Raw genomic sequence first — 18,980 nt, 5'->3', positions numbered from 1 at the left:
TCACCTCAGATCGCTTCCTTGAGCTCCTTGACCGGGCGGAAGGCGACCTTCTTGCTGGCCTTGATGTGGATCGCCTCGCCGGTGGTGGGGTTGCGGCCGGTGCGGGCGGCGCGCTTGCGGACCTGGAGGATGCCGAGCCCGACGATGCGGACGCGGTCGCCCTTCTTGAGGTGCTTGGCGATCAGATCGACCATGTCGGTCAGGACGGCCTCGGCGTGCTTCTTCGAGAGGTCCTGGCTCTCCGCGATGTCGGCGGCGAGGTGCTTGAGCGTGATGGTGGCGGGAGCGGCTGCCTTCTTCGCCGAATCCTTCTTGGCCGAATCCTTCTTAGCCATGTCTGGCCTCCTCAATGACAGGGAAGCCCCGGAAAAGCCGGTCAAGCGTGGGGATCCCTCCAAGTTCTGGAAGGCGTAGACGATTCGGCCGCGGGCTGACTATGCCACGAGTTCCCGGCAGACGCCGGCAATGCCGCGAAAGGCATCGGGAAGTTCGGGCTAAGACTATGAAGGGATTGCCAAAATGGCGCGAGAGACGGGGCTCGAACCCGCGACCTCCGGCGTGACAGGCCGGCGCTCTAACCAACTGAGCTACTCCCGCGTGGTTCGCTGAAAGCGCGCGGAACGAGGGGGGACTTAAAGGCGGGGCTTGGTGAAGTCAAGGACGTTGCGCTTTGTCAGGACGCATCGGCTAAGCATTGCTCTGGAAAACGAAAAAGGCCGCCAGGCGGCGGCCTCTGTCAGCCCGAAACAGGGCGTGTCAGCGAATCTCCGACGTGCCTGCGCTGGTCACGGCCACCGGCTTGCCGGCCTTGATCACGTGAGCCGATTGGGCGGTCTGGCTGTAATCGACGTTGGTGCGGGCTGCGATGCCGAAGCCGGCGACCAGAATACCGGCAACCAGCGCCACCACCACGATCTTCAGGTGGGTGCCACGATCAGCCGAGTGAATAGAGTGGTTCATATGAGCCTCCCGACGGGCTTAGCCGCCGTCTATGGGCTCATGTCTTAAGGACCATCTGTTTCCGGATGGTTTCGCGGGTTCCGCAAAATGGTTTCATTAATGCGCCCGCTTGGTTTCGCCGGGCTGGCGGCCGGAACAGGTCTCAGGCCGCCGCCCGGCCGATATCGCCCCGGATCGTGCGGGCCGCCCAGACGAACAGCAGGGCGCCCAGTGTGGTCGTGACCGCCGCCGAGAGCAGGGAATAGCGCACGGCGTCCGCGCCGTAAGTGCCCTTGAGGGCGTCGTTGACCATGCCGACGGCAAGCGGGCCGACGCCCAGGCCGAAGCAGGTGGCGGTGAGCGCGATCAGGGCGGAGGCGAGCGCCCGCATGCCCGGCTTGGCCACCGTCTGTGCGATCGCGAAGATCGGTCCGAGATGGAAGCCGACCAGGAACGAGGTCAGCGCCAGCATCGCGACCATCATCGCGAAATCCTGCGTCAGCATGCACAGCGCGAACACCGGGCCGGCCAGCCCTGAGGTGATCGCCGGCGCCCACAGTTTCCAGCGGTCGTCGCGGCGGCTGATTTGCGCCACCACGAAGCCGCCGAGCAGGGTGCCGGCCATGCCGGCGAGCCCCTTGAAGGTGCCGGCATAGGTGCCGATCTCGGCGCTCGACAGATGGTGCACGCGGGCCAGGAACGGCGGGATCCAGGCCGCCGTTGCGTAGTTCGTGTAAGTGGTGAGGCAGAAGCCGATCAGCACGATGATGAAGCTTTGCTGCGAGGCCAGGAAGCGCAGTGTCGGCCCGAGCGGCTCCGGCACGAAACTCTCCTGCATCGCGCCGCGCTTCGGCTCGGAGATCGTCAGCCACAGAATCAATGCGAGCAGGATGCCGGGCAGGCCGGCGACATAGAACGCCATCCGCCAGCCAAAGTGCTGATTGACGTAGCCGCCGATGAAGTAGCCGAGGAAGACGCCGAGATAGGTGCCGATGGCGTAGATGCCGAGCGCGCGCGGCCGCTCGTTCTTGGTGAAGAGATCGGCGACGATCGATTGCGAGGCGGGCGAGCCCGCGGATTCGCCGATGCCGACGCCGATGCGCGCCAGCGCCAGCGAGGTCACGCTCGAGGCCGCCCCGCACAGCGCCGTCATCGCACTCCAGAACGCAAGGGCCACCGCGACGATGTTGCGTCGGTTGAGCCGGTCGGCGACGCGCGCGATGGGGATGCCGAGCAGGGAATAGAACAGTGCGAAGCCGAAGCCCGCGAGCAGGCCCATCATGGTGTCGCTGAGCTGAAACTCCTTCTTGATCGGCTCGATCAGGACGTTGAAGATCGTGCGGTCGAGGAAGTTCAGCGCATAGATGATGGTGAGCAGGCCCAGCACGTAATAGCGCCGCGCCGGGGGCTTTGCCGCCGCAGTCGTCTGCACCGACATCTGTGACGTCACATCGACCATCGCATCCCCCCAATTTGTCTTTGTTATCGTTGCCGGTCCAGCCCTTCGTGAGGCTGGTCGAGAGCGTTTTCGAGCGAAGTGGATACCGGTTCGCGTGAAGAAAACGCGCCAAACAAAAACTCAGCCTTCGCGGATGTAATTCCCCGCTTCGAATTCGACCGGCGCAGCACTTGCGTCGAACGACACGCCGATCGGATCGCGGTCTGCCTCCATCGCCTCCAGTTGCTCGCTCAGCATGCGCCGGATCATCAGGATGCCGCGGTCGCTCTGGCCGAAATGCTCCTCGGAGTGAACGGTCACGGGGCCTTGGCCGACCTGGGCCTCGTAATCGCCTGGGAATTGCTGGTGCTCTTGCTCGGTCATGTCCCACCAGAATTTTCCGTTGAACTTCGAGCGCATCCGGCCGATGTCGCCGGAAGCCTTGACGCGGCCGGCGACGTAGATGCGGAACGAGGTGTCGTCGATCGGCAACGTCCAGCCGATCGACTCGACGCGGGCGAATTGCGCCACGCGCGGATTGGGAACGACGCGCAAGGTGGGGAGGGCGGCTTCGGTGACGCGGTAAAACACCTTGCCGTCGTCCTGCTTGCGGATCGAGCGCACGGCGATGCCGCGCGGCGTCTTGTCGAACTTCACCTCCGGCATCGAGGCCATCATGTTGGTGAATTGCGGCCCCGAGAACGAGCCGTGCAGCACCGGCACGTGATAAGGATCGACCACGTTCTCGAAATGCTGCAGCCAGTTGCAGGGGATGATCGCGGGGCCGCCGCCGCCGATCGAGGAATCGTCGGCCTCGACGAACTCGCCTTCGTCCATGTTTTCCAGGCATTCGTAAGCCGGCAACACCGGGCGTTTCTCGGCCGGGCCCATATAGGCGAAGATCAGCCCATAGCGCTCCTCGACCGGGTACCAGGGCTGGCGCACCTTGTCCTTGAACTGGCCGCCGTCGGGCTCGCAGGGCTGTTCGAGGCAATGGCCTTCGGTGTCGAACTTCCAGCCGTGATAGCAGCAGCGGATGCCGTCCTCTTCGACCTTGCCATAGTAGAGCGTGGTGCCGCGATGGCAGCAGCGCGCGTGCAACAGGCCGGCGCGGCCGTGCTTGTCGCGGAACAGCACCAGATCCTCGCCGAGCGCGCGGACCTTTTTCGGCGTGTCGGTGGCGTCGCTGACGAGCCCGACCGGATGCCAGTAGCGGCGCAGCAATTCTCCCATCGGTGTGCCGCGCACGACTGAGGTGAGCTCGATGCGCGTATGCGCCGGCTTCATCGCATAGCCGGTGCCGAGATCGCGATCCCGCTGGGCATCGTCATGCTGTTCCTCCCGCCGCTGGCCTTGGGTGGCCGGGTCGTTTTGATGCGGTGACCCAGTGAAAAATAATTCGATGACAATGTCAACGATATTCCAGAATGCCTCTTAATCGCATTTGGAATCAGGTTGGGGAGGTTGCGCTACCAGCGCTTGGCACGCCCCGGCTTTCTTGGCAGAGGTGGATCATGAGCCAGACATCGAGCAGGGACGGGCACGCGTCGCCCGATGCGGACGAAAACCACTCGCCGGCGCCGATCACCGTGATGCTGTCGTCACGGCTGATGGTGCTCGCCAATTTGCTCAAGCGCGGTGCCATCCTGCGCTACAAGCGCCTCGCCGGATTGTCCTCGGTCGAGTTCGGTCTCGTCGCCTCGCTCGGTCGCCGTCCGCCGATGAGCGTGGCGCGGCTCGCCGAAGCCGTCGGCCAGGACAAGGGCCAGATCAGCCGCGCGCTCGCGGAGCTCGTCTCGCGCAAGCTGATCGCGAAGTCGGCGAACCCGAAGGACAGCCGCGAGGTGCTGGTCGCGCTGACCGCGGCAGGGCTCGCCGCGCACGATGCGATCGTCGAAGGCGCGCAGGAGCGCAATCGGCAATTGCTCGAACAGTTGAGCAAGGACGAGTTCGAGACGCTGCTGGCGCAGATCGACCGTCTCACGGCGACAGCCGAGAAGATGCTCGAAGCCGAGAAAGTTTCACGCTGATCTCTCGGAAATCTCCGGGAATGTTGGATCATTTCTAAGAACCCTTCTAAGAGGTTTTCAATTAGGGAATTCGCGCGCGCTCACCTAAGCGTCACTGCAAGCGCCTGCCGTTGGGGGAACGACGGCATGACGCAAGCAAACAGACATTTTGGGGTGCGCGTTGAACAGTCTTCGTATGCTGCGGTCGGTCGTCTTGGCGACCGCGTCTGCTTTCGCAGTGGTACCGCAGGCATCGCTTGCGCAGTCCTCGGCGCAAGGCGGTGCGCAAAACCTGCCGTCGGTCACCGTCAACGCGCCGGAAGCACGACGCCGCGCACCTGCTGCGGCCGCCCGCCGCGTGGCGCGGCCGTCGGTAGAGACCGCCGCCAGCCGCAGACCGCTTCAGCAGCGCAATGTCGGCTTCGTCGAGACGCCGCGCGGTCCGGTGAACGGCTACGTCGCCAACCGCAGCTCGTCGGGCACTAAGACCAACACGCCGATCATGGAGACGCCGCAATCGGTGTCGGTGATCGGCGCGGATCAGATCCGCGACCAGAAGGCGACCAAGCTCGACGAGGTTCTGCGCTACACCGCCGGCGTGCGGGCTGGCACCTTCGGTGCGGACACGCGCAACGATTGGTGGCTGATCCGCGGCTTCAAGTCCGACGACATCGGACTGTTTCTCGACGGCACGCAGCTGTTCTACACGGCCTATGCGAGCTGGCGGCTTCCGCCGTCCAATATGGAGCGAGTCGAGGTGTTACGCGGCCCGTCGGCGGTGCTCTATGGTGGATCGAGCCCGAGCGGCATCGTCAACGTCATCAGCAAGATGCCGCCGACCGAGCCGATCCGCTACATCGAGACCGGCGTCAACAATTTCGGCAACGCCTATGTCGGCTTCGATGTCGGCGGGCCCGTTGCAACGCAGCCCCAGGACGGCAAGCTGTTCTACCGCGTCGTCGGCGAGATCAGGAACGGCGACACGCAGGTCAACTTCACGCCGGACAACAACTACTTCATTGCGCCGTCCTTCACCTGGAAGCCGGATGCCGATACGACTTTCACGGTTCTGGCGTCGGCATCGAAGACCGACACCCGCGGCATCAACTTCCTGCCTTACCAGGGCACGGTGACCAACGCGCCGTTCGGCAAGATCCCGACCAGCTTCTTCGCCGGCGATCCCAGCGTCGACAAGTTCACGCGCGAGCAGGAGATGCTCGGCTATCAGTTCGAGCGCAATGTCACCGACGATCTAACGTTCCGGCAGAATGCGCGATTTGCGCATATCGACCTGACCTATCGCGGTTACATCGGCAACGGCTGGGACAATATCAATGCGGCCTCTCTCGGTCGCTACAATTGGTATGCGAAGGATACCGCCAACCAGGCCGATCTCGACAACCAGCTGGAATATCGCTTCAACACCGGACCTGTCCGGCACACGATGCTGTTCGGTGTCGATCTGAAGGGCTATCAGATCGACGACTATCAGGCCTTCAACTTCGGCACCGTTCCTCCGATCAATGTGCTCAATCCGGTCTACGGCATTAACATCCCGCTCACAGGCCCGCCGTTCCGTAACTTCCTGATCACGCAGAAGCAGGCCGGCACCTACCTCCAGGACCAGATGAAGCTCGGTAACTTCACGCTGGTGCTGAGCGGCCGCAACGACTGGGTCGAGACGACGCAGGCCGCCCGTGACACTGGGGCGACGCTCGCCAGCAACAATGACAGCCAGTTCAGCGGTCGCGCAGGCTTGATCTACAATTTCGACAACGGCATCGCGCCCTACATCTCCTACGCGACGAGTTTCAACCCGATTATCGGGCTCAACGCGCAAAATCAGCTGTTCCAGCCGGAGACCGGCCAGCAGGCCGAAATCGGCGTCAAGGTCGCCCCCAAGGGATTTGATGGCTACTTCACTGCCTCGGTGTTCAACCTGAAGCGCCAGAATGTACCCACTACCGATCCGATCATCACCACGCTGCAGAACCAAACCGGCGAGGTGACCTCGCGCGGCATCGAGCTCGAAGCGGTCGCAAATGCGACGAAGGAGTTAAAGTTCATCGGCGCCTTCACGGCCTATCATCTCTTCACCAGCAGGGACCTGAACCCGGCGCTGGTCGGCAAGACGCCGACCAACACGCCTGAGCTCCTGGTCTCGGGCTGGGCCGACTACACATTCAAGGACGGACCGCTTGCGGGATTCGGCTTCGGCGGCGGCGTGCGCTATGTCGGCGCCTCCTGGGCGGACGCCGCCAACACCCTCGAGGTTCCCGCGGTCGTGCTCGGCGACCTCGCGGTCCACTACGAGTGGCAGAACTGGCGCACGGCAATCAACGTGATCAACCTGACCGACAAGATCTATGTCGCAAGCTGCGCGGCGGCCTCGTCATGCTTCTACGGCGACCGCCGGCGCGTCACCGCCAGCGTCTCCTACAAGTGGTAGGCACCGGCGAGGGGAGGGCCTCGTGAAGGCGCGCACGGTCAGGCTCTGGTCCGTGGTCCACACCTGGACCAGCCTGATCTCGACCGTCTTCCTGCTGCTGCTCTGCCTGACCGGCCTGCCGCTGATCTTCCATCACGAGATCGATGAGCTCCTGGGCTATGCCCCCCAGCCCGAAGCTCATGCGGGCGCGGCGCGTGCGACGACGCAAGCCGTCGCCGACGCCGCGCTCGCCGCCGATCCCGGCCGGGTGCTGCAATATATCGCCTGGGACAAGGACGAGCCCGGGATCGTGACCGCGTTCACCAACAGCGCCGTCGACGGGCTGCCTGACAACACGACCGTGCGCGCGTTCGATGCGGTGTCGACCAAGCTGCTCGGACCGGTCGGCATCGGGCCGATGCTGATCATGCTCAAGCTGCATACCGACATGTTTGCCGGTCAGCCGGGAAAACTGTTCCTCGGCGGGATGGGCCTGCTGTTCGCAATCGCCATCATCTCCGGCGTGGTACTGTACTGGCCGTTCACCCGCCGACTGCGCTTTGCCACCATTCGCGGCCACGCCTCGCGCCGCGTGCGCTGGCTCGACTGGCACAATCTGATCGGCGTCGTGACGGTGGCCTGGGCGCTGGTGGTTGGCCTCACCGGCGTCGTCAACACCTGGGCCGAACTGATGCTCAACCAGTGGAAGGCCACGGAACTCGCCAGCATGGTCGCGCCCTATGCCGGCAAGCCGCCGCCGTCGCATCTGGCTTCGCTCGACGACGTCGTGGCGCGCGCGAGGCAGACGGCGCCCGGGATGGAGGTTGCCTTCATCGCGTTTCCGGGAACGCCGTTCACGTCGTCGCACCACTTCGCCGCCTTCATGCGCGGCGACACGGCGCTGACGGCGCGGCTCCTCAAGCCGGTCCTGCTCGATGGCGAAACAGGGGAGGTCGCCGACAGCCGGGCGCTGCCGGTCTATCTCCAGGCGCTCCTGATCTCGCAGCCGCTGCATTTCGGCGATTATGGCGGGTTGCCGCTCAAGGTGATCTGGGCCGTGCTCGACATTCTCACGATCGTTGTGATCGGCAGTGGCCTCTATCTCTGGCTGGCACGGCGGCGCAAGCGCGCGCCCGCCCGGACCGACGCATTCGCCAGACGAACCCCGGTCCCGTCGTGATGCATGGCTCCTCTGACCGCTCGGGCCTGTGGATACGTGTCTTTGCTGCACCCATCCTGCTCGCGGCTGCGACCATCACCGGCCTGCTGGCTGCGCTACTCTGGGGAACGGTCGGCCAGTATGTCGCCTGGGTGACGGTGGGGGCCCCGGTGCTGGTCATTGCCTGGGTCTGGGTGCGCTGCCGCACCCGGAAAACTGGGCAATTATCGCGGACGACACGCGGCAAATAGCTGCCTCAGCCCGTGTGCCGCAATCCTCGAACGGCTGCCCTGCAAAACTGTGGCCGCCCTTGCTGGGATTGGCGATCTGCTCCATACCAGCCGCGGGGCGATTCCGGGATTTCTATCGTTCTGGGGGCGGCAAAGGGCCTAAAAGGAGCGTGTCTTGCGCCCATTGGTGCACTGCGCTAAGGCTCAGAACAATTCCAAACTGGACGAATCCGTGGCTGTCCCGAGGCTGCGGGAAAAAGGGCTCGTCAATGAGCGGCATTCTGCAGAACTATCTTCCACTCGTCGTCTTTATAGGGGTAGCGGGCCTCATCGGCCTCGTGCTGCTGATCGCGCCCTTCATCGTGGCGTTCCAGCAGCCGGACCCGGAAAAGCTGTCGGCGTATGAGTGCGGTTTCAACGCCTTCGACGACGCTCGCATGAAGTTCGACGTCCGCTTCTATCTGGTCGCCATCCTCTTCATCATCTTCGACCTCGAGGTGGCGTTCCTGTTTCCCTGGGCGGTGGCGTTCGGCAAGCTTGGCGCGACCGGCTTCTGGTCCATGGTGGTGTTCCTCGGCGTGCTCACGGTCGGGTTCGCCTATGAATGGAAGAAAGGAGCACTGGAATGGGATTGAACCCTGCAACGGCCTCGGGTCCGGTCGTCGCGCCGGCCCCCAAAGGCATCCTTGATCCGTCGACCGGCAGGCCAGTTGGCGCCAACGATCCGTTTTTCCTCGAGGTCAACTCCGAGCTGTCCGACAAGGGCTTCTTCGTGGCCGCGACCGACGACCTCATCACCTGGGCCCGTACCGGCTCGCTGATGTGGATGACCTTCGGTCTCGCCTGCTGCGCGGTCGAGATGATGCAGGTCTCGATGCCGCGCTACGACGTCGAGCGCTTCGGCTTCGCGCCGCGTGCCTCGCCGCGCCAGTCCGACGTGATGATCGTCGCCGGCACGCTGACCAACAAGATGGCGCCTGCACTGCGCAAGGTCTACGACCAGATGCCCGAGCCGCGCTACGTCATCTCGATGGGCTCCTGCGCCAACGGCGGCGGCTACTACCACTATTCCTACTCGGTCGTGCGCGGCTGCGACCGGATCGTGCCGATCGACATCTACGTGCCGGGCTGCCCGCCCACGGCGGAAGCGCTGCTCTACGGCGTGCTGCTGCTGCAGAAGAAGATCCGCCGCACCGGCACCATCGAACGCTAAGGTTTTACGTCATGGACGACGCCAAGCTCGACGCCCTGGGGCAGACGATCGTTAGCGCGCTTCCGGGCGCCGCCATCGGTCATTCGGTGGCCTTCAACCAGCTCACGGTGGATGTCGAGGTCAGCAAGATCGTCGAGGTGGTCAAGTACCTCCGCGACGATCCGAAATGCCGGTTCATCAACTTCACCGACATCACGGCCGCAGACTATCCGTCGCGCGAAAAACGCTTCGACGTGATCTATCACTTCCTGTCTCCGACCCTGAACGCGCGGATCCGCCTCAAGGCCCAGGCCGACGAGACCACGCAGGTGCCGTCGCTGATCGACGTGTTCCCCGGCGCCGACTGGTTCGAGCGCGAGGCCTACGACCTCTATGGCGTGTTCTTCGTCGGTCACCCTGACATGCGCCGCCTGCTGACCGATTACGGTTTCGAGGGGCATCCGCTGCGCAAGGATTTCCCGACCACCGGTTTCGTCGAGGTTCGCTACGACGACCAGGAGAAGCGGGTGGTGTACGAGCCCGTCCGGCTCAACCAGGAATTCCGCAAGTTCGATTTCCTCTCGCCGTGGGAAGGGGCGGACTATCCGCTTCCCGGTGACGAGAAGGCGGGACCGAAGGTCTGATCATGAACGAGCAACCCGAACAGCTTCGCAATTTCACCATCAACTTCGGGCCCCAGCATCCGGCTGCGCACGGCGTGCTGCGTCTGGTCCTGGAGCTTGACGGCGAAATCGTCGCCCGTGTCGATCCCCATATCGGCCTGCTTCACCGCGGCACCGAGAAGCTGATCGAGCAGAAGACCTATCTGCAGGCGATCCCGTATTTCGACCGGCTCGACTACGTCGCGCCGATGAACCAGGAGCACGCCTTCTGCATGGCGGCTGAGAAGCTGCTCGGCATCGAGGTGCCGCGCCGCGGCCAGCTGATCCGCGTGCTCTATTGCGAGATCGGCCGCATCCTGTCGCATCTGCTCAACGTCACCACGCAGGCGATGGACGTCGGCGCGCTGACCCCGCCGCTGTGGGGCTTTGAAGAGCGCGAAAAGCTGATGGTGTTCTACGAGCGCGCCTCCGGCAGCCGTATGCACGCAGCCTTCTTCCGCGTCGGCGGCGTGCATCAGGATCTGCCGCAGAAGCTGGTCGACGACATCGAGGCCTGGTGCGATCCATTCCTGAAGGTCGTGGACGATCTTGACCGTCTTCTCACCGCCAACCGCATCTTCAAGCAGCGCAACGTCGATATCGGCGTGGTGCCGCTGAAGGAAGCCTGGGAGTGGGGTTTTTCGGGCGTCATGGTGCGCGGCTCGGGCGCGGCTTGGGACCTGCGCAAGTCGCAGCCCTATGAGTGCTACGCCGAGATGGATTTCGACATCCCGATCGGCAAGAACGGCGACTGCTACGATCGCTACCTGATCCGCATGGAAGAGATGCGCCAGTCCGTGCGCATCATGAAGCAGTGCATCCAGAAGCTGAACGCAGCCGACGGGAAGGGGCCTGTCGTCGTCGAAGACAACAAGGTCGCGCCGCCGCGCCGCGGCGAGATGAAGCGCTCGATGGAAGCGCTGATCCATCACTTCAAGCTCTACACCGAAGGCGTCCACGTGCCGGCCGGCGAGGTCTACACCGCGGTCGAGGCGCCGAAGGGCGAGTTCGGCGTCTATCTTATCTCCGACGGCACCAACAAGCCCTACAAGTGCAAGATCCGCGCGCCGGGCTTTGCGCATCTGCAGGCGATGGACCACATCTGCCGCGGCCATCTGCTCGCCGACGTCTCGGCGATCCTCGGCTCGCTCGACATCGTGTTCGGAGAGGTCGATCGGTGATGGCGCAGGCGCCAATCCAGTTTGACCGTGCCTCGGGGGCCCTTGAAGGGGCCAACCTGTGGGAGCGGACGGCTGCCTTGGCGCTGGTGACGGGATCGAAGATCTCCTCGCACTTCTCGCATATGGGCTACATCGCCTGCGCGAACCTGCTGCGGAAAACGCTGCCCGAGCGCAACATCGCGATCAGGCTCAATCCCGACGCCGTGTTCGAATTCCCCTACGGCGACGGCTACTGGAGCAAGCTGCTCAACCGCTCCTACAATTACGAGGACGAGCTGGAGGTCCTGTTCGCCGACTCCATCGACGTCGACTACACGCTGCTCGATTGCGGCGCCAATTACGGCTACTGGTCGGTGCTGGTGTCGAGCAAGCCGTTCGGATCGCACAAGGCGATCGCGATCGAGCCGTCGGGGCAGAACTATACGAAGCTTGCCAACAACGCCCGTGTCAACGGCAACCGCTTCGAGACGCTGAAATGCGCCATCGGTGCGGCGCGCGGCACCGCGCGGCTATCAGGCACCAAGCATGAGGCCTTCAGCATCGCCGGCGGACCGTCGGCGGGCGGCGAGGACGTGCCTGTCCTCGCGCTCGACAATCTCATCGACGACGGCAAGGTGGCGGCCCACGGCAAGTACCTGATCAAGCTCGACGTCGAGGGCGTCGAGATCGAGGCGATCAAGGGCGGCGCCCGGCTGCTTGAGACCGACAGCGTCATCATGTGCGAGGAGCACGGCAGCGATCGCAGCCACGCGGTGTCGCGCTTTATCCTCGAACAGACGCCGCTGAAGCTGATCGTGTTCGATCCGCGCAGCAACCGGATGGAGACCGTGACCGAGCTGTCGATCCTCGACCGCATCAAGGTCTCGACCCACGTCGGCTACAACGTTTTCGGCACCGCAAGCGCATTCTGGCAGGACAGGATCGATGCCCTGAATGCGAAAACCGCGCGCCGTATGCAGTGAGAGATAAGAGATGTCCGTTCGCCGATTAGCACCGAAGGAAGTCCAGCCCGCGAGCTTTGCGTTCACGGAGGAGAACCTCGCATTCGCCAAGCAGCAGATCGCGAAATATCCGGCCGGACGCCAGGCCTCCGCGGTGATCGCCATCCTCTGGCGCGTCCAGGAACAGCACGACGGCTGGGTCTCGGAAGCCGCGATCCGCGCCGTCGCCGATCTGCTCGACATGCCCTATATCCGCGTGCTCGAAGTCGCGACCTTCTACACGATGTTCCAGCTCGCTCCCGTCGGCAAGAAGGCGCACGTCCAGGTCTGCGGCACCACGCCGTGCCGCCTGCGCGGCGCCGAGGATCTCATCCACGTCTGCGAGCACCGCATCCACCACGAGCCGTTCCATCTGTCCAAGGACGGCAATTTCAGCTGGGAAGAGGTGGAATGTCTCGGTGCCTGCGTGAATGCGCCGATGGTGCTGATCGGCAAGGACACCTATGAGGATTTGACCAAGGAAACCTTTGGCAAGGTGCTCGACGGCTTCGCCTCGGGCAATCCGCCGAAGCCCGGGCCGCAGAACGGCCGCCAGTTCTCGGCGCCGACGGGTGGGCCGACCACGCTGAAGGAGATCACCTGATGCGTGATCTCCCCGCAATTGGAGGGAACGAGGCCGTGAACAAGTGGGGCTTCGTCGCCATGCACGCCGCGGTCGCGGCCGCCTTCATGTTCCTGCTGCAGCGCTTCGTGATGAACGCGACGCAGGAGAGCAGCCTACTCTGGGCGCTGACCTTCGCCGTCTGCGCCGCCGGACTTGCCTACAAGCAGTCCAATCGTTGATCGGAAAGCACTGAAATGCTCGAGGACAAGGACCGCATCTTCAAGAACCTCTACGGCCTCCACGACTGGGGGCTCGAGGGCGCGCGGCGCCGCGGCGCCTGGGATGGTACGAAGAATATCATCGACAAGGGCCGTGACTGGATCATCAACGAGATGAAGGCGTCGGGCCTGCGCGGGCGCGGTGGTGCCGGCTTCCCGACCGGCCTGAAATGGTCGTTCATGCCGAAGGAATCGACCGACGGCCGGCCGAGCTATCTCGTCGTCAACGCCGACGAATCCGAGCCCGGCACCTGCAAGGATCGCGAGATCATGCGGCACGATCCGCATCTCCTGATCGAGGGCTGCCTGATCGCGAGCTGCGCGATGAACGCGCATGCCTGCTACATCTATGTCCGCGGCGAGTTCATCCGCGAGCGCGAGCATCTCCAGGCCGCGATCGACCAGGCCTATGAGGCGAAGCTCGTCGGCAAGGACAATGTCAACGGCTGGCCGTTCGACATCTACGTCGCGCACGGCGCCGGCGCCTATATCTGCGGCGAGGAGACCGCGCTGCTCGAAAGCCTCGAAGGCAAGAAGGGCCAGCCGCGCCTGAAGCCGCCGTTCCCGGCCAATGTCGGCCTGTTCGGCTGCCCGACCACCGTCAACAACGTCGAGTCGATCGCGGTTGCGCCCGACATCCTGCGCCGCGGCGCGGCCTGGTTCGCCGGCATCGGCCGTCCGAACAATGTCGGCACCAAGCTGTTCTGCATCTCCGGCCATGTCGAGCGGCCCTGCAACGTCGAAGAGGCCATGGGCATTCCGTTCCGTGAGCTGATCGAGAAGCATTGCGGCGGCATCCGCGGCGGCTGGGACAATCTCAAGGCCGTGATCCCCGGCGGCTCCTCGGTGCGCATGGTGCCGGCCGAGCAGATCATCGACACGCCAATGGATTTCGACAGCTTGAGCAAGCTGCGCTCGGGCCTCGGCACCGCGGCCGTGATCGTGATGGACAAGTCGACCGACCTGATCCGCTCCATCGCCCGCATCTCCTATTTCTACAAGCATGAGAGCTGTGGCCAGTGCACGCCATGCCGCGAAGGCACCGGCTGGATGTGGCGCGTCTTGACCCGCATGGCCGACGGTCGCGCCCACAAGCGCGAAATCGACATGCTGCTCGAAGTCACCAAGCAGGTCGAAGGCCACACCATCTGCGCGCTCGGCGACGCAGCCGCCTGGCCGATCCAGGGCCTGATCGCGCATTTCCGTCACGAGATCGAAGCGCGCATCGACCAGTATTCGCACAAGGCTGACATCGACGATATCGGCGTCCGCGATCCCGTGAACATGGTCGCGGCGGAGTAAGAGACATGACCAAGCTCATCATCGACGGAAAAGAGATCGATGTCCCCGCCGAGTACACGCTGCTCCAGGCGTGCGAAGCCGCGGGCGCCGAGATTCCGCGCTTCTGCTATCACGAGCGGCTGTCGATCGCCGGCAATTGCCGGATGTGCCTCGTCGAAGTGAAGGGCGGCCCGAAGCCGGTCGCAAGCTGCGCCTGGGGCGTGCGCGATTGCCGTCCGGGCCCCAAGGGCGAGCCGCCGGAAATCTCCACGCGTTCGCCGATGGTGAAGAAGGCGCGCGAAGGCGTGATGGAATTCCTTCTCATCAACCATCCGCTGGACTGCCCGATCTGCGACCAGGGCGGCGAGTGCGACCTTCAGGACCAGGCGATGGGCTATGGTGTCGACACCAGCCGCTTCGCCGAGAACAAGCGCGCCGTCGAGGACAAGTACCTCGGCGCGCTGGTCAAGACCTCGATGAACCGCTGCATCCAGTGCACGCGCTGCGTCCGCTTCTCGGCGGAAGTCGCCGGCGCGCCCGAGATGGGCGCCACCGGCCGCGGCGAGGACATGGAGATCACGACCTATCTCGAGCACGCGCTGACGTCCGAATTGCAGGGCAATCTCGTCGACATCTGCCCGGTCGGTGCGCTGACCTCGAAGCCCTATGCTTTTGCGGCGCGCCCGTGGGAGCTCGGCAAGACCCAGTCGATCGACGTGATGGACGGCCTCGGCTCGGCGATCCGCGTCGACACCCGCGGTCGTGAGGTGATGCGCGTGCTGCCGCGCATCAACGAGGCCGTGAACGAGGAGTGGATCTCCGACAAGACCCGTCACGTCGTCGACGGCCTGCGCACCCAGCGTCTCGACCGGCCCTATATCCGCGAAGCCGGCAAGCTGCGGGCGGCGAGCTGGCCCGAAGCCTTTGCCGCGATCGCCGCGAAAGCGGCGCGCACCGACGGCAAGCGCATCGGCGCGATCGCCGGCGACCTTGCCGGCGTCGAAGAGATGTTCGCGCTGAAGGACCTGCTGGCCAAGTACGGCTCGGGCAATCTGGCCGTGCAGGGCGGCGACGCCTTCGATCCCGCGCTCGGCCGCGGCTCCTACATCTTCAATCCGACGCTGGTCGGCGTCGAGCAGGCCGACGCATTGCTCATCATCGGCGCCAATCCGCGAAAGGAAGCGGCGGTGTTCAACGCCCGCATCCGCAAGCGCTGGCGCGCCGGCGGCTTCAAGGTCGGCGTGATCGGCGCCAAGGTCGACCTGACCTATGACTATGATCATCTGGGTGCAGGCACCGAGACGCTCGGCGAGCTCGCGGCCGGCAAGCACTCCTTCATGGACGTGCTGAAGAACGCCAAGAACCCGATCATCCTGGTCGGCGCAGGCGCGGCCTCGCGTCACGACGGCGCCGCTATTCTCGCCGCCGCCGCCAAGCTCGCGCTCGATGTCGGTGCGGTGAAGGACGGCTGGAACGGCCTCGGCGTGCTGCACGAGACCGCCTCGCGCGTCGGTGCGCTCGATATCGGCTTCTCCGCCACGGCAGGTGGCCTGAACGCGGCGCAGATGACGACCTTCGGCACGCTGGACCTGCTGTTCCTGCTCGGCGCCGACGAGATCAAGCCGTCGGACGGCACCTTCGTCGTCTATATCGGCACCCATGGCGACCGCGGCGCGCATCGCGCCGACGTCATCCTGCCGGCCGCCGCCTACACCGAAAAGAACGCGATCTACGTCAACACCGAAGGTCGCGTGCAGATGACCGGTCGTGCCGCGTTCCCGCCGGGCGAAGCCCGCGAGGACTGGGCGATCGTGCGCGCGCTGTCGGAAGCGCTCGGCAAGAAGCTCGGCTATGACTCGCTGTCGGCGCTGCGCCAGGCGATCTTCAAGGCCGTGCCGCACCTGATCCGTCTCGACCAGATCGAGGCCGGCTCCGCCGAGCAGATCAAGAAGCTGGCGGGGAAGGGCGGCTCGCCGGAGAAGGCGCCGTTCAAGCCGGCGATCGAGGACTTCTATTTGACCAACCCAATCGCGCGTGCGTCCGCCGTGATGGCGGAATGCTCGCGGCTTGCCTCCGGGCAGATGCTGACCGCAGCGGAGTGAGCCGATGGAATTCTTCGAAAGCGCATTCTGGACCGGTTTCCTCTGGCCGCTGATCATCATGGTCGCGGAGAGCGTCCTGGTGCTCGTCGTCCTGCTGGTCGCGATCGCCTACATCCTGCTCGCCGACCGCAAGATCTGGGCGGCGGTGCAGATCCGCCGTGGCCCGAACGTGGTCGGCCCCTGGGGCCTGCTGCAGTCCTTCGCCGACCTGCTGAAGTTCGTGCTGAAGGAGCCGATCATCCCGTCCGGCGCCAACAAGGGCGTGTTTCTCCTTGCTCCCTTGGTCTCATGCGTGCTCGCGCTTGCGGCCTGGGCGGTGATCCCGACCAATCTCGGCTGGGTGATCTCCGACATCAATGTCGGCGTGCTCTTCATCTTCGCGATCTCGTCGCTGTCGATCTACGGCATCATCATGGCCGGCTGGTCGTCGAACTCGAAATACCCGTTCCTGGCCGCGCTGCGCTCGGCGGCGCAGATGGTGTCCTACGAGGTCTCGATCGGCTTCGTCATCATCACGGTGCTGCTCTGCGCCGGCACGCTGAACCTGTCGGCCGTGGTCGAGGCCCAGCATGCCCGTGGCCTTGCCAGCCTGATCGGGTTGCCGCAGCTCACCATCCTGAACTGGTATGTGTGGCCGCTGTTCCCGATGTTCGTGATCTTCTACGTCTCGGCGTTGGCGGAAACCAACCGTCCGCCGTTCGACCTCGTCGAAGCTGAATCAGAGCTCGTCGCCGGCTTCATGGTCGAGTACGGCTCGACGCCGTATCTGCTGTTCATGCTCGGCGAATATGTCGCGATCGTCACGATGTGCGCGCTGGCGACGATCCTGTTCCTCGGAGGCTGGCTGCCGCCGGTGGATCTGCCGCCCTTCAACTGGGTGCCGGGGATCATCTGGTTCTCGCTCAAAGTGTTCTTCATGTTCTTCCTGTTCGCGATGGCAAAGGCGATCGTGCCGCGCTACCGCTACGACCAATTGATGCGCCTCGGCTGGAAGGTTTTCCTGCCGCTGTCGCTGGCGATGGTGGTCGTGGTGGCTGGCGTGCTGCATTTCGCCGGCATCGCGCCGAAGTGAGGGCCGTCATGGGTATCAATGTCAACGCCACCGCACGCTCGCTGCTGCTGTCGGAATTCGTCTCGGCGTTCTTCCTCGCCATGCGCTATTTCTTCCAGCCGAAGCCGACGCTGAACTATCCCTTCGAGAAGGGCCCGATCTCGCCGCGCTTCCGCGGCGAGCATGCGCTGCGCCGCTATCCGAACGGCGAAGAGCGCTGCATCGCCTGCAAGCTGTGCGAAGCCATTTGCCCGGCGCAGGCCATCACCATCGAGGCCGGCCCGCGCCGCAACGACGGCACCCGCCGCACCGTGCGCTACGACATCGACATGGTGAAGTGCATCTATTGCGGCCTCTGCCAGGAGGCCTGTCCGGTCGACGCCATCGTCGAAGGTCCGAACTTCGAATTCGCGACCGAGACCCGCGAGGAACTGTTCTATGACAAGGCCAAGCTGCTCGCCAATGGCGACCGCTGGGAACGCGAGATCGCGAAAGCGATCGAGCTCGACGCGCCGTACCGGTGAGATGAGAGCATGATCCTTCCCGCGCTGTTCTTCTATCTCTTCGCCGGCGTTTGCGTCGCCTCGGCGGTGATGGTGATTGTCTCGCGCAATCCCGTGCACTCCGTGCTGTACCTGATCCTGGCCTTCGTCAACGCCTCCGGCCTGTTCGTGCTGATGGGCGCCGAATTCCTCGCGATGATCCTGATCGTCGTCTATGTCGGCGCCGTCGCGGTGCTGTTCCTATTCGTGATCATGATGCTCGACGTCGACTTCCTCGAGCTGCGCGAGGGCTTCATCGAGTACCTGCCGGTGGGCCTCGTGATCGGCGGCATCTTCCTGTTCGAACTGCTGCTCACCGTCGGCTTCTGGGTCATCAACCCCGGCGTCTCCAAGACGATCACGGCGGCGATCCCGACCAATGTCAGCAACACCGAGGCGCTCGGGCTCGTGCTCTATACGAAGTACATCCACTACTTCCAGCTCGCGGGCATGGTGCTGCTGGTCGCCATGATCGGCGCCATCGTGCTGACGCTGCGCCACAAGGCGAACGTGAAGCGGCAGGACATCAACGTTCAGAATGCACGCACGCCCGAGATGGCGATGGCGATGCGCAAGGTGGCGTCGGGGCAGGGGCTCCAGGACAGCGACGCGGCGGAGTGGGTGAAATGACGATCGGGCTCGGACATTATCTGGCGGTCGGCGCGATCCTGTTCACGCTCGGGATCCTCGGCATCTTCCTGAACCGCAAGAACATCATCGTCATCCTGATGTCGATCGAGCTGATCCTGCTCTCGGTCAACATCAACCTCGTGGCATTCTCGACCTTCCTCGGCGACATCGTCGGCCAGGTCTTCGCATTGCTGGTGCTGACTGTTGCGGCTGCGGAAGCCGCGATCGGTCTCGCCATCCTGGTGGTCTATTTCCGCAACCGCGGCTCGATCGCGGTTGAGGACGTCAATCTGATGAAGGGCTGAGCTCAGTC

Annotated in this window: 21 protein-coding genes and 1 tRNA gene; 17 read left to right on the top strand and 5 right to left on the bottom strand. The window is 64.2% G+C overall.

The window, feature by feature from the left end; all coding sequences use genetic code 11:
• Positions 1 to 5: 5 nt before the first annotated feature.
• The 5 genes from J4G43_RS29660 to J4G43_RS29640 all read right to left on the bottom strand — a co-directional run bounded on the left by J4G43_RS29660 (position 6) and on the right by J4G43_RS29640 (position 3,664).
• Positions 6 to 335: an HU family DNA-binding protein gene (locus J4G43_RS29660; protein WP_028155929.1), complete on the bottom strand. Its 330-nt coding sequence runs from the start codon at positions 333 to 335 to the stop codon at positions 6 to 8.
• Positions 336 to 520: 185 nt separating this feature from the next.
• A tRNA-Asp gene (locus tag J4G43_RS29655) sits at positions 521 to 597 on the bottom strand.
• 159 nt (positions 598 to 756) lie between these two features.
• Positions 757 to 960, bottom strand: coding sequence for a hypothetical protein (locus J4G43_RS29650; protein WP_166097000.1), 204 nt, complete (start codon positions 958 to 960; stop codon positions 757 to 759).
• Positions 961 to 1,102: 142 nt separating this feature from the next.
• Positions 1,103 to 2,398 carry a spinster family MFS transporter gene (locus tag J4G43_RS29645; RefSeq protein WP_208087136.1) on the bottom strand — a complete coding sequence of 432 codons (1,296 nt, stop codon included), beginning with the start codon at positions 2,396 to 2,398 and terminating at the stop codon, positions 1,103 to 1,105.
• Between the two features lie 120 nt (positions 2,399 to 2,518).
• Complete coding sequence (locus J4G43_RS29640) at positions 2,519 to 3,664, bottom strand: aromatic ring-hydroxylating dioxygenase subunit alpha (RefSeq protein WP_208087135.1); 1,146 nt, start codon at positions 3,662 to 3,664, stop codon at positions 2,519 to 2,521.
• A 227-nt stretch (positions 3,665 to 3,891) separates the two neighbouring features.
• Between J4G43_RS29640 and J4G43_RS29635 the strand changes: the two genes are divergently transcribed.
• The 17 genes from J4G43_RS29635 (at position 3,892) to nuoK (ending at position 18,972) form a co-directional block, all read left to right on the top strand.
• On the top strand, positions 3,892 to 4,407 hold the full coding sequence (locus J4G43_RS29635; protein ID WP_071913358.1) for a MarR family winged helix-turn-helix transcriptional regulator: 516 nt from the start codon (positions 3,892 to 3,894) through the stop codon (positions 4,405 to 4,407).
• Positions 4,408 to 4,582: 175 nt separating this feature from the next.
• Entirely contained in the window at positions 4,583 to 6,835 is a 2,253-nt protein-coding gene (locus J4G43_RS29630; RefSeq protein WP_208089450.1) for a TonB-dependent siderophore receptor, read from the top strand.
• Positions 6,836 to 6,857: 22 nt separating this feature from the next.
• On the top strand, positions 6,858 to 7,994 hold the full coding sequence (locus J4G43_RS29625; protein ID WP_208087134.1) for a PepSY-associated TM helix domain-containing protein: 1,137 nt from the start codon (positions 6,858 to 6,860) through the stop codon (positions 7,992 to 7,994).
• Positions 7,994 to 8,224, top strand: coding sequence for a hypothetical protein (locus J4G43_RS29620; protein WP_208087133.1), 231 nt, complete (start codon positions 7,994 to 7,996; stop codon positions 8,222 to 8,224). The genes J4G43_RS29625 and J4G43_RS29620 overlap by 1 nt, the downstream gene beginning before the upstream one ends.
• 248 nt (positions 8,225 to 8,472) lie before the next feature.
• Positions 8,473 to 8,838, top strand: coding sequence for an NADH-quinone oxidoreductase subunit A (locus J4G43_RS29615; RefSeq protein WP_007603535.1), 366 nt, complete (start codon positions 8,473 to 8,475; stop codon positions 8,836 to 8,838).
• On the top strand, positions 8,829 to 9,416 hold the full coding sequence (locus tag J4G43_RS29610; protein WP_038943028.1) for a NuoB/complex I 20 kDa subunit family protein: 588 nt from the start codon (positions 8,829 to 8,831) through the stop codon (positions 9,414 to 9,416). The genes J4G43_RS29615 and J4G43_RS29610 overlap by 10 nt, the downstream gene beginning before the upstream one ends.
• A gap of 11 nt (positions 9,417 to 9,427) precedes the next feature.
• The gene (locus J4G43_RS29605) at positions 9,428 to 10,039 is read left to right on the top strand and encodes an NADH-quinone oxidoreductase subunit C (protein ID WP_166342015.1); all 612 of its coding nucleotides are present in this window, start codon (positions 9,428 to 9,430) and stop codon (positions 10,037 to 10,039) included.
• Between the two features lie 2 nt (positions 10,040 to 10,041).
• Positions 10,042 to 11,238: an NADH-quinone oxidoreductase subunit D gene (locus tag J4G43_RS29600; protein ID WP_135216783.1), complete on the top strand. Its 1,197-nt coding sequence runs from the start codon at positions 10,042 to 10,044 to the stop codon at positions 11,236 to 11,238.
• A complete protein-coding gene (locus tag J4G43_RS29595; RefSeq protein WP_208087132.1) occupies positions 11,238 to 12,200 on the top strand; it encodes an FkbM family methyltransferase in 963 nt (320 codons plus the stop codon). The genes J4G43_RS29600 and J4G43_RS29595 overlap by 1 nt, the downstream gene beginning before the upstream one ends.
• Before the next feature lie 10 nt (positions 12,201 to 12,210).
• Positions 12,211 to 12,822, top strand: a complete 612-nt coding sequence (nuoE, locus tag J4G43_RS29590; RefSeq protein WP_028149052.1) for an NADH-quinone oxidoreductase subunit NuoE — start codon at positions 12,211 to 12,213, stop codon at positions 12,820 to 12,822.
• The gene (locus J4G43_RS29585; RefSeq protein WP_028149053.1) at positions 12,822 to 13,022 is read left to right on the top strand and encodes a hypothetical protein; all 201 of its coding nucleotides are present in this window, start codon (positions 12,822 to 12,824) and stop codon (positions 13,020 to 13,022) included. The genes nuoE and J4G43_RS29585 overlap by 1 nt, the downstream gene beginning before the upstream one ends.
• Before the next feature lie 15 nt (positions 13,023 to 13,037).
• Positions 13,038 to 14,363, top strand: coding sequence for an NADH-quinone oxidoreductase subunit NuoF (nuoF, locus tag J4G43_RS29580; protein WP_014494861.1), 1,326 nt, complete (start codon positions 13,038 to 13,040; stop codon positions 14,361 to 14,363).
• 5 nt (positions 14,364 to 14,368) lie between these two features.
• Complete coding sequence (nuoG, locus tag J4G43_RS29575; RefSeq protein WP_208087131.1) at positions 14,369 to 16,444, top strand: NADH-quinone oxidoreductase subunit NuoG; 2,076 nt, start codon at positions 14,369 to 14,371, stop codon at positions 16,442 to 16,444.
• Positions 16,445 to 16,448: 4 nt separating this feature from the next.
• Complete coding sequence (gene nuoH, locus J4G43_RS29570) at positions 16,449 to 17,516, top strand: NADH-quinone oxidoreductase subunit NuoH (RefSeq protein WP_063982981.1); 1,068 nt, start codon at positions 16,449 to 16,451, stop codon at positions 17,514 to 17,516.
• Positions 17,517 to 17,524: 8 nt separating this feature from the next.
• Positions 17,525 to 18,019: an NADH-quinone oxidoreductase subunit NuoI gene (gene nuoI / locus J4G43_RS29565; RefSeq protein WP_014494864.1), complete on the top strand. Its 495-nt coding sequence runs from the start codon at positions 17,525 to 17,527 to the stop codon at positions 18,017 to 18,019.
• A gap of 9 nt (positions 18,020 to 18,028) precedes the next feature.
• Complete coding sequence (locus J4G43_RS29560) at positions 18,029 to 18,667, top strand: NADH-quinone oxidoreductase subunit J (RefSeq protein ID WP_028149057.1); 639 nt, start codon at positions 18,029 to 18,031, stop codon at positions 18,665 to 18,667.
• Positions 18,664 to 18,972 (top strand): NADH-quinone oxidoreductase subunit NuoK, encoded by a 309-nt coding sequence (gene nuoK, locus J4G43_RS29555; RefSeq protein WP_008547737.1) that lies wholly within the window; start codon positions 18,664 to 18,666, stop codon positions 18,970 to 18,972. Before J4G43_RS29560 ends, nuoK begins: the two co-directional genes overlap by 4 nt.
• Positions 18,973 to 18,980 lie beyond the last annotated feature (8 nt).

Origin of the sequence: Bradyrhizobium barranii subsp. barranii, from assembly GCF_017565645.3 — a bacterium.
Taxonomy (GTDB): domain Bacteria; phylum Pseudomonadota; class Alphaproteobacteria; order Rhizobiales; family Xanthobacteraceae; genus Bradyrhizobium; species Bradyrhizobium barranii.
Note: the sequence above shows the minus strand (reverse complement) of the source record. Positions and strands in the feature narration are given on the sequence as shown.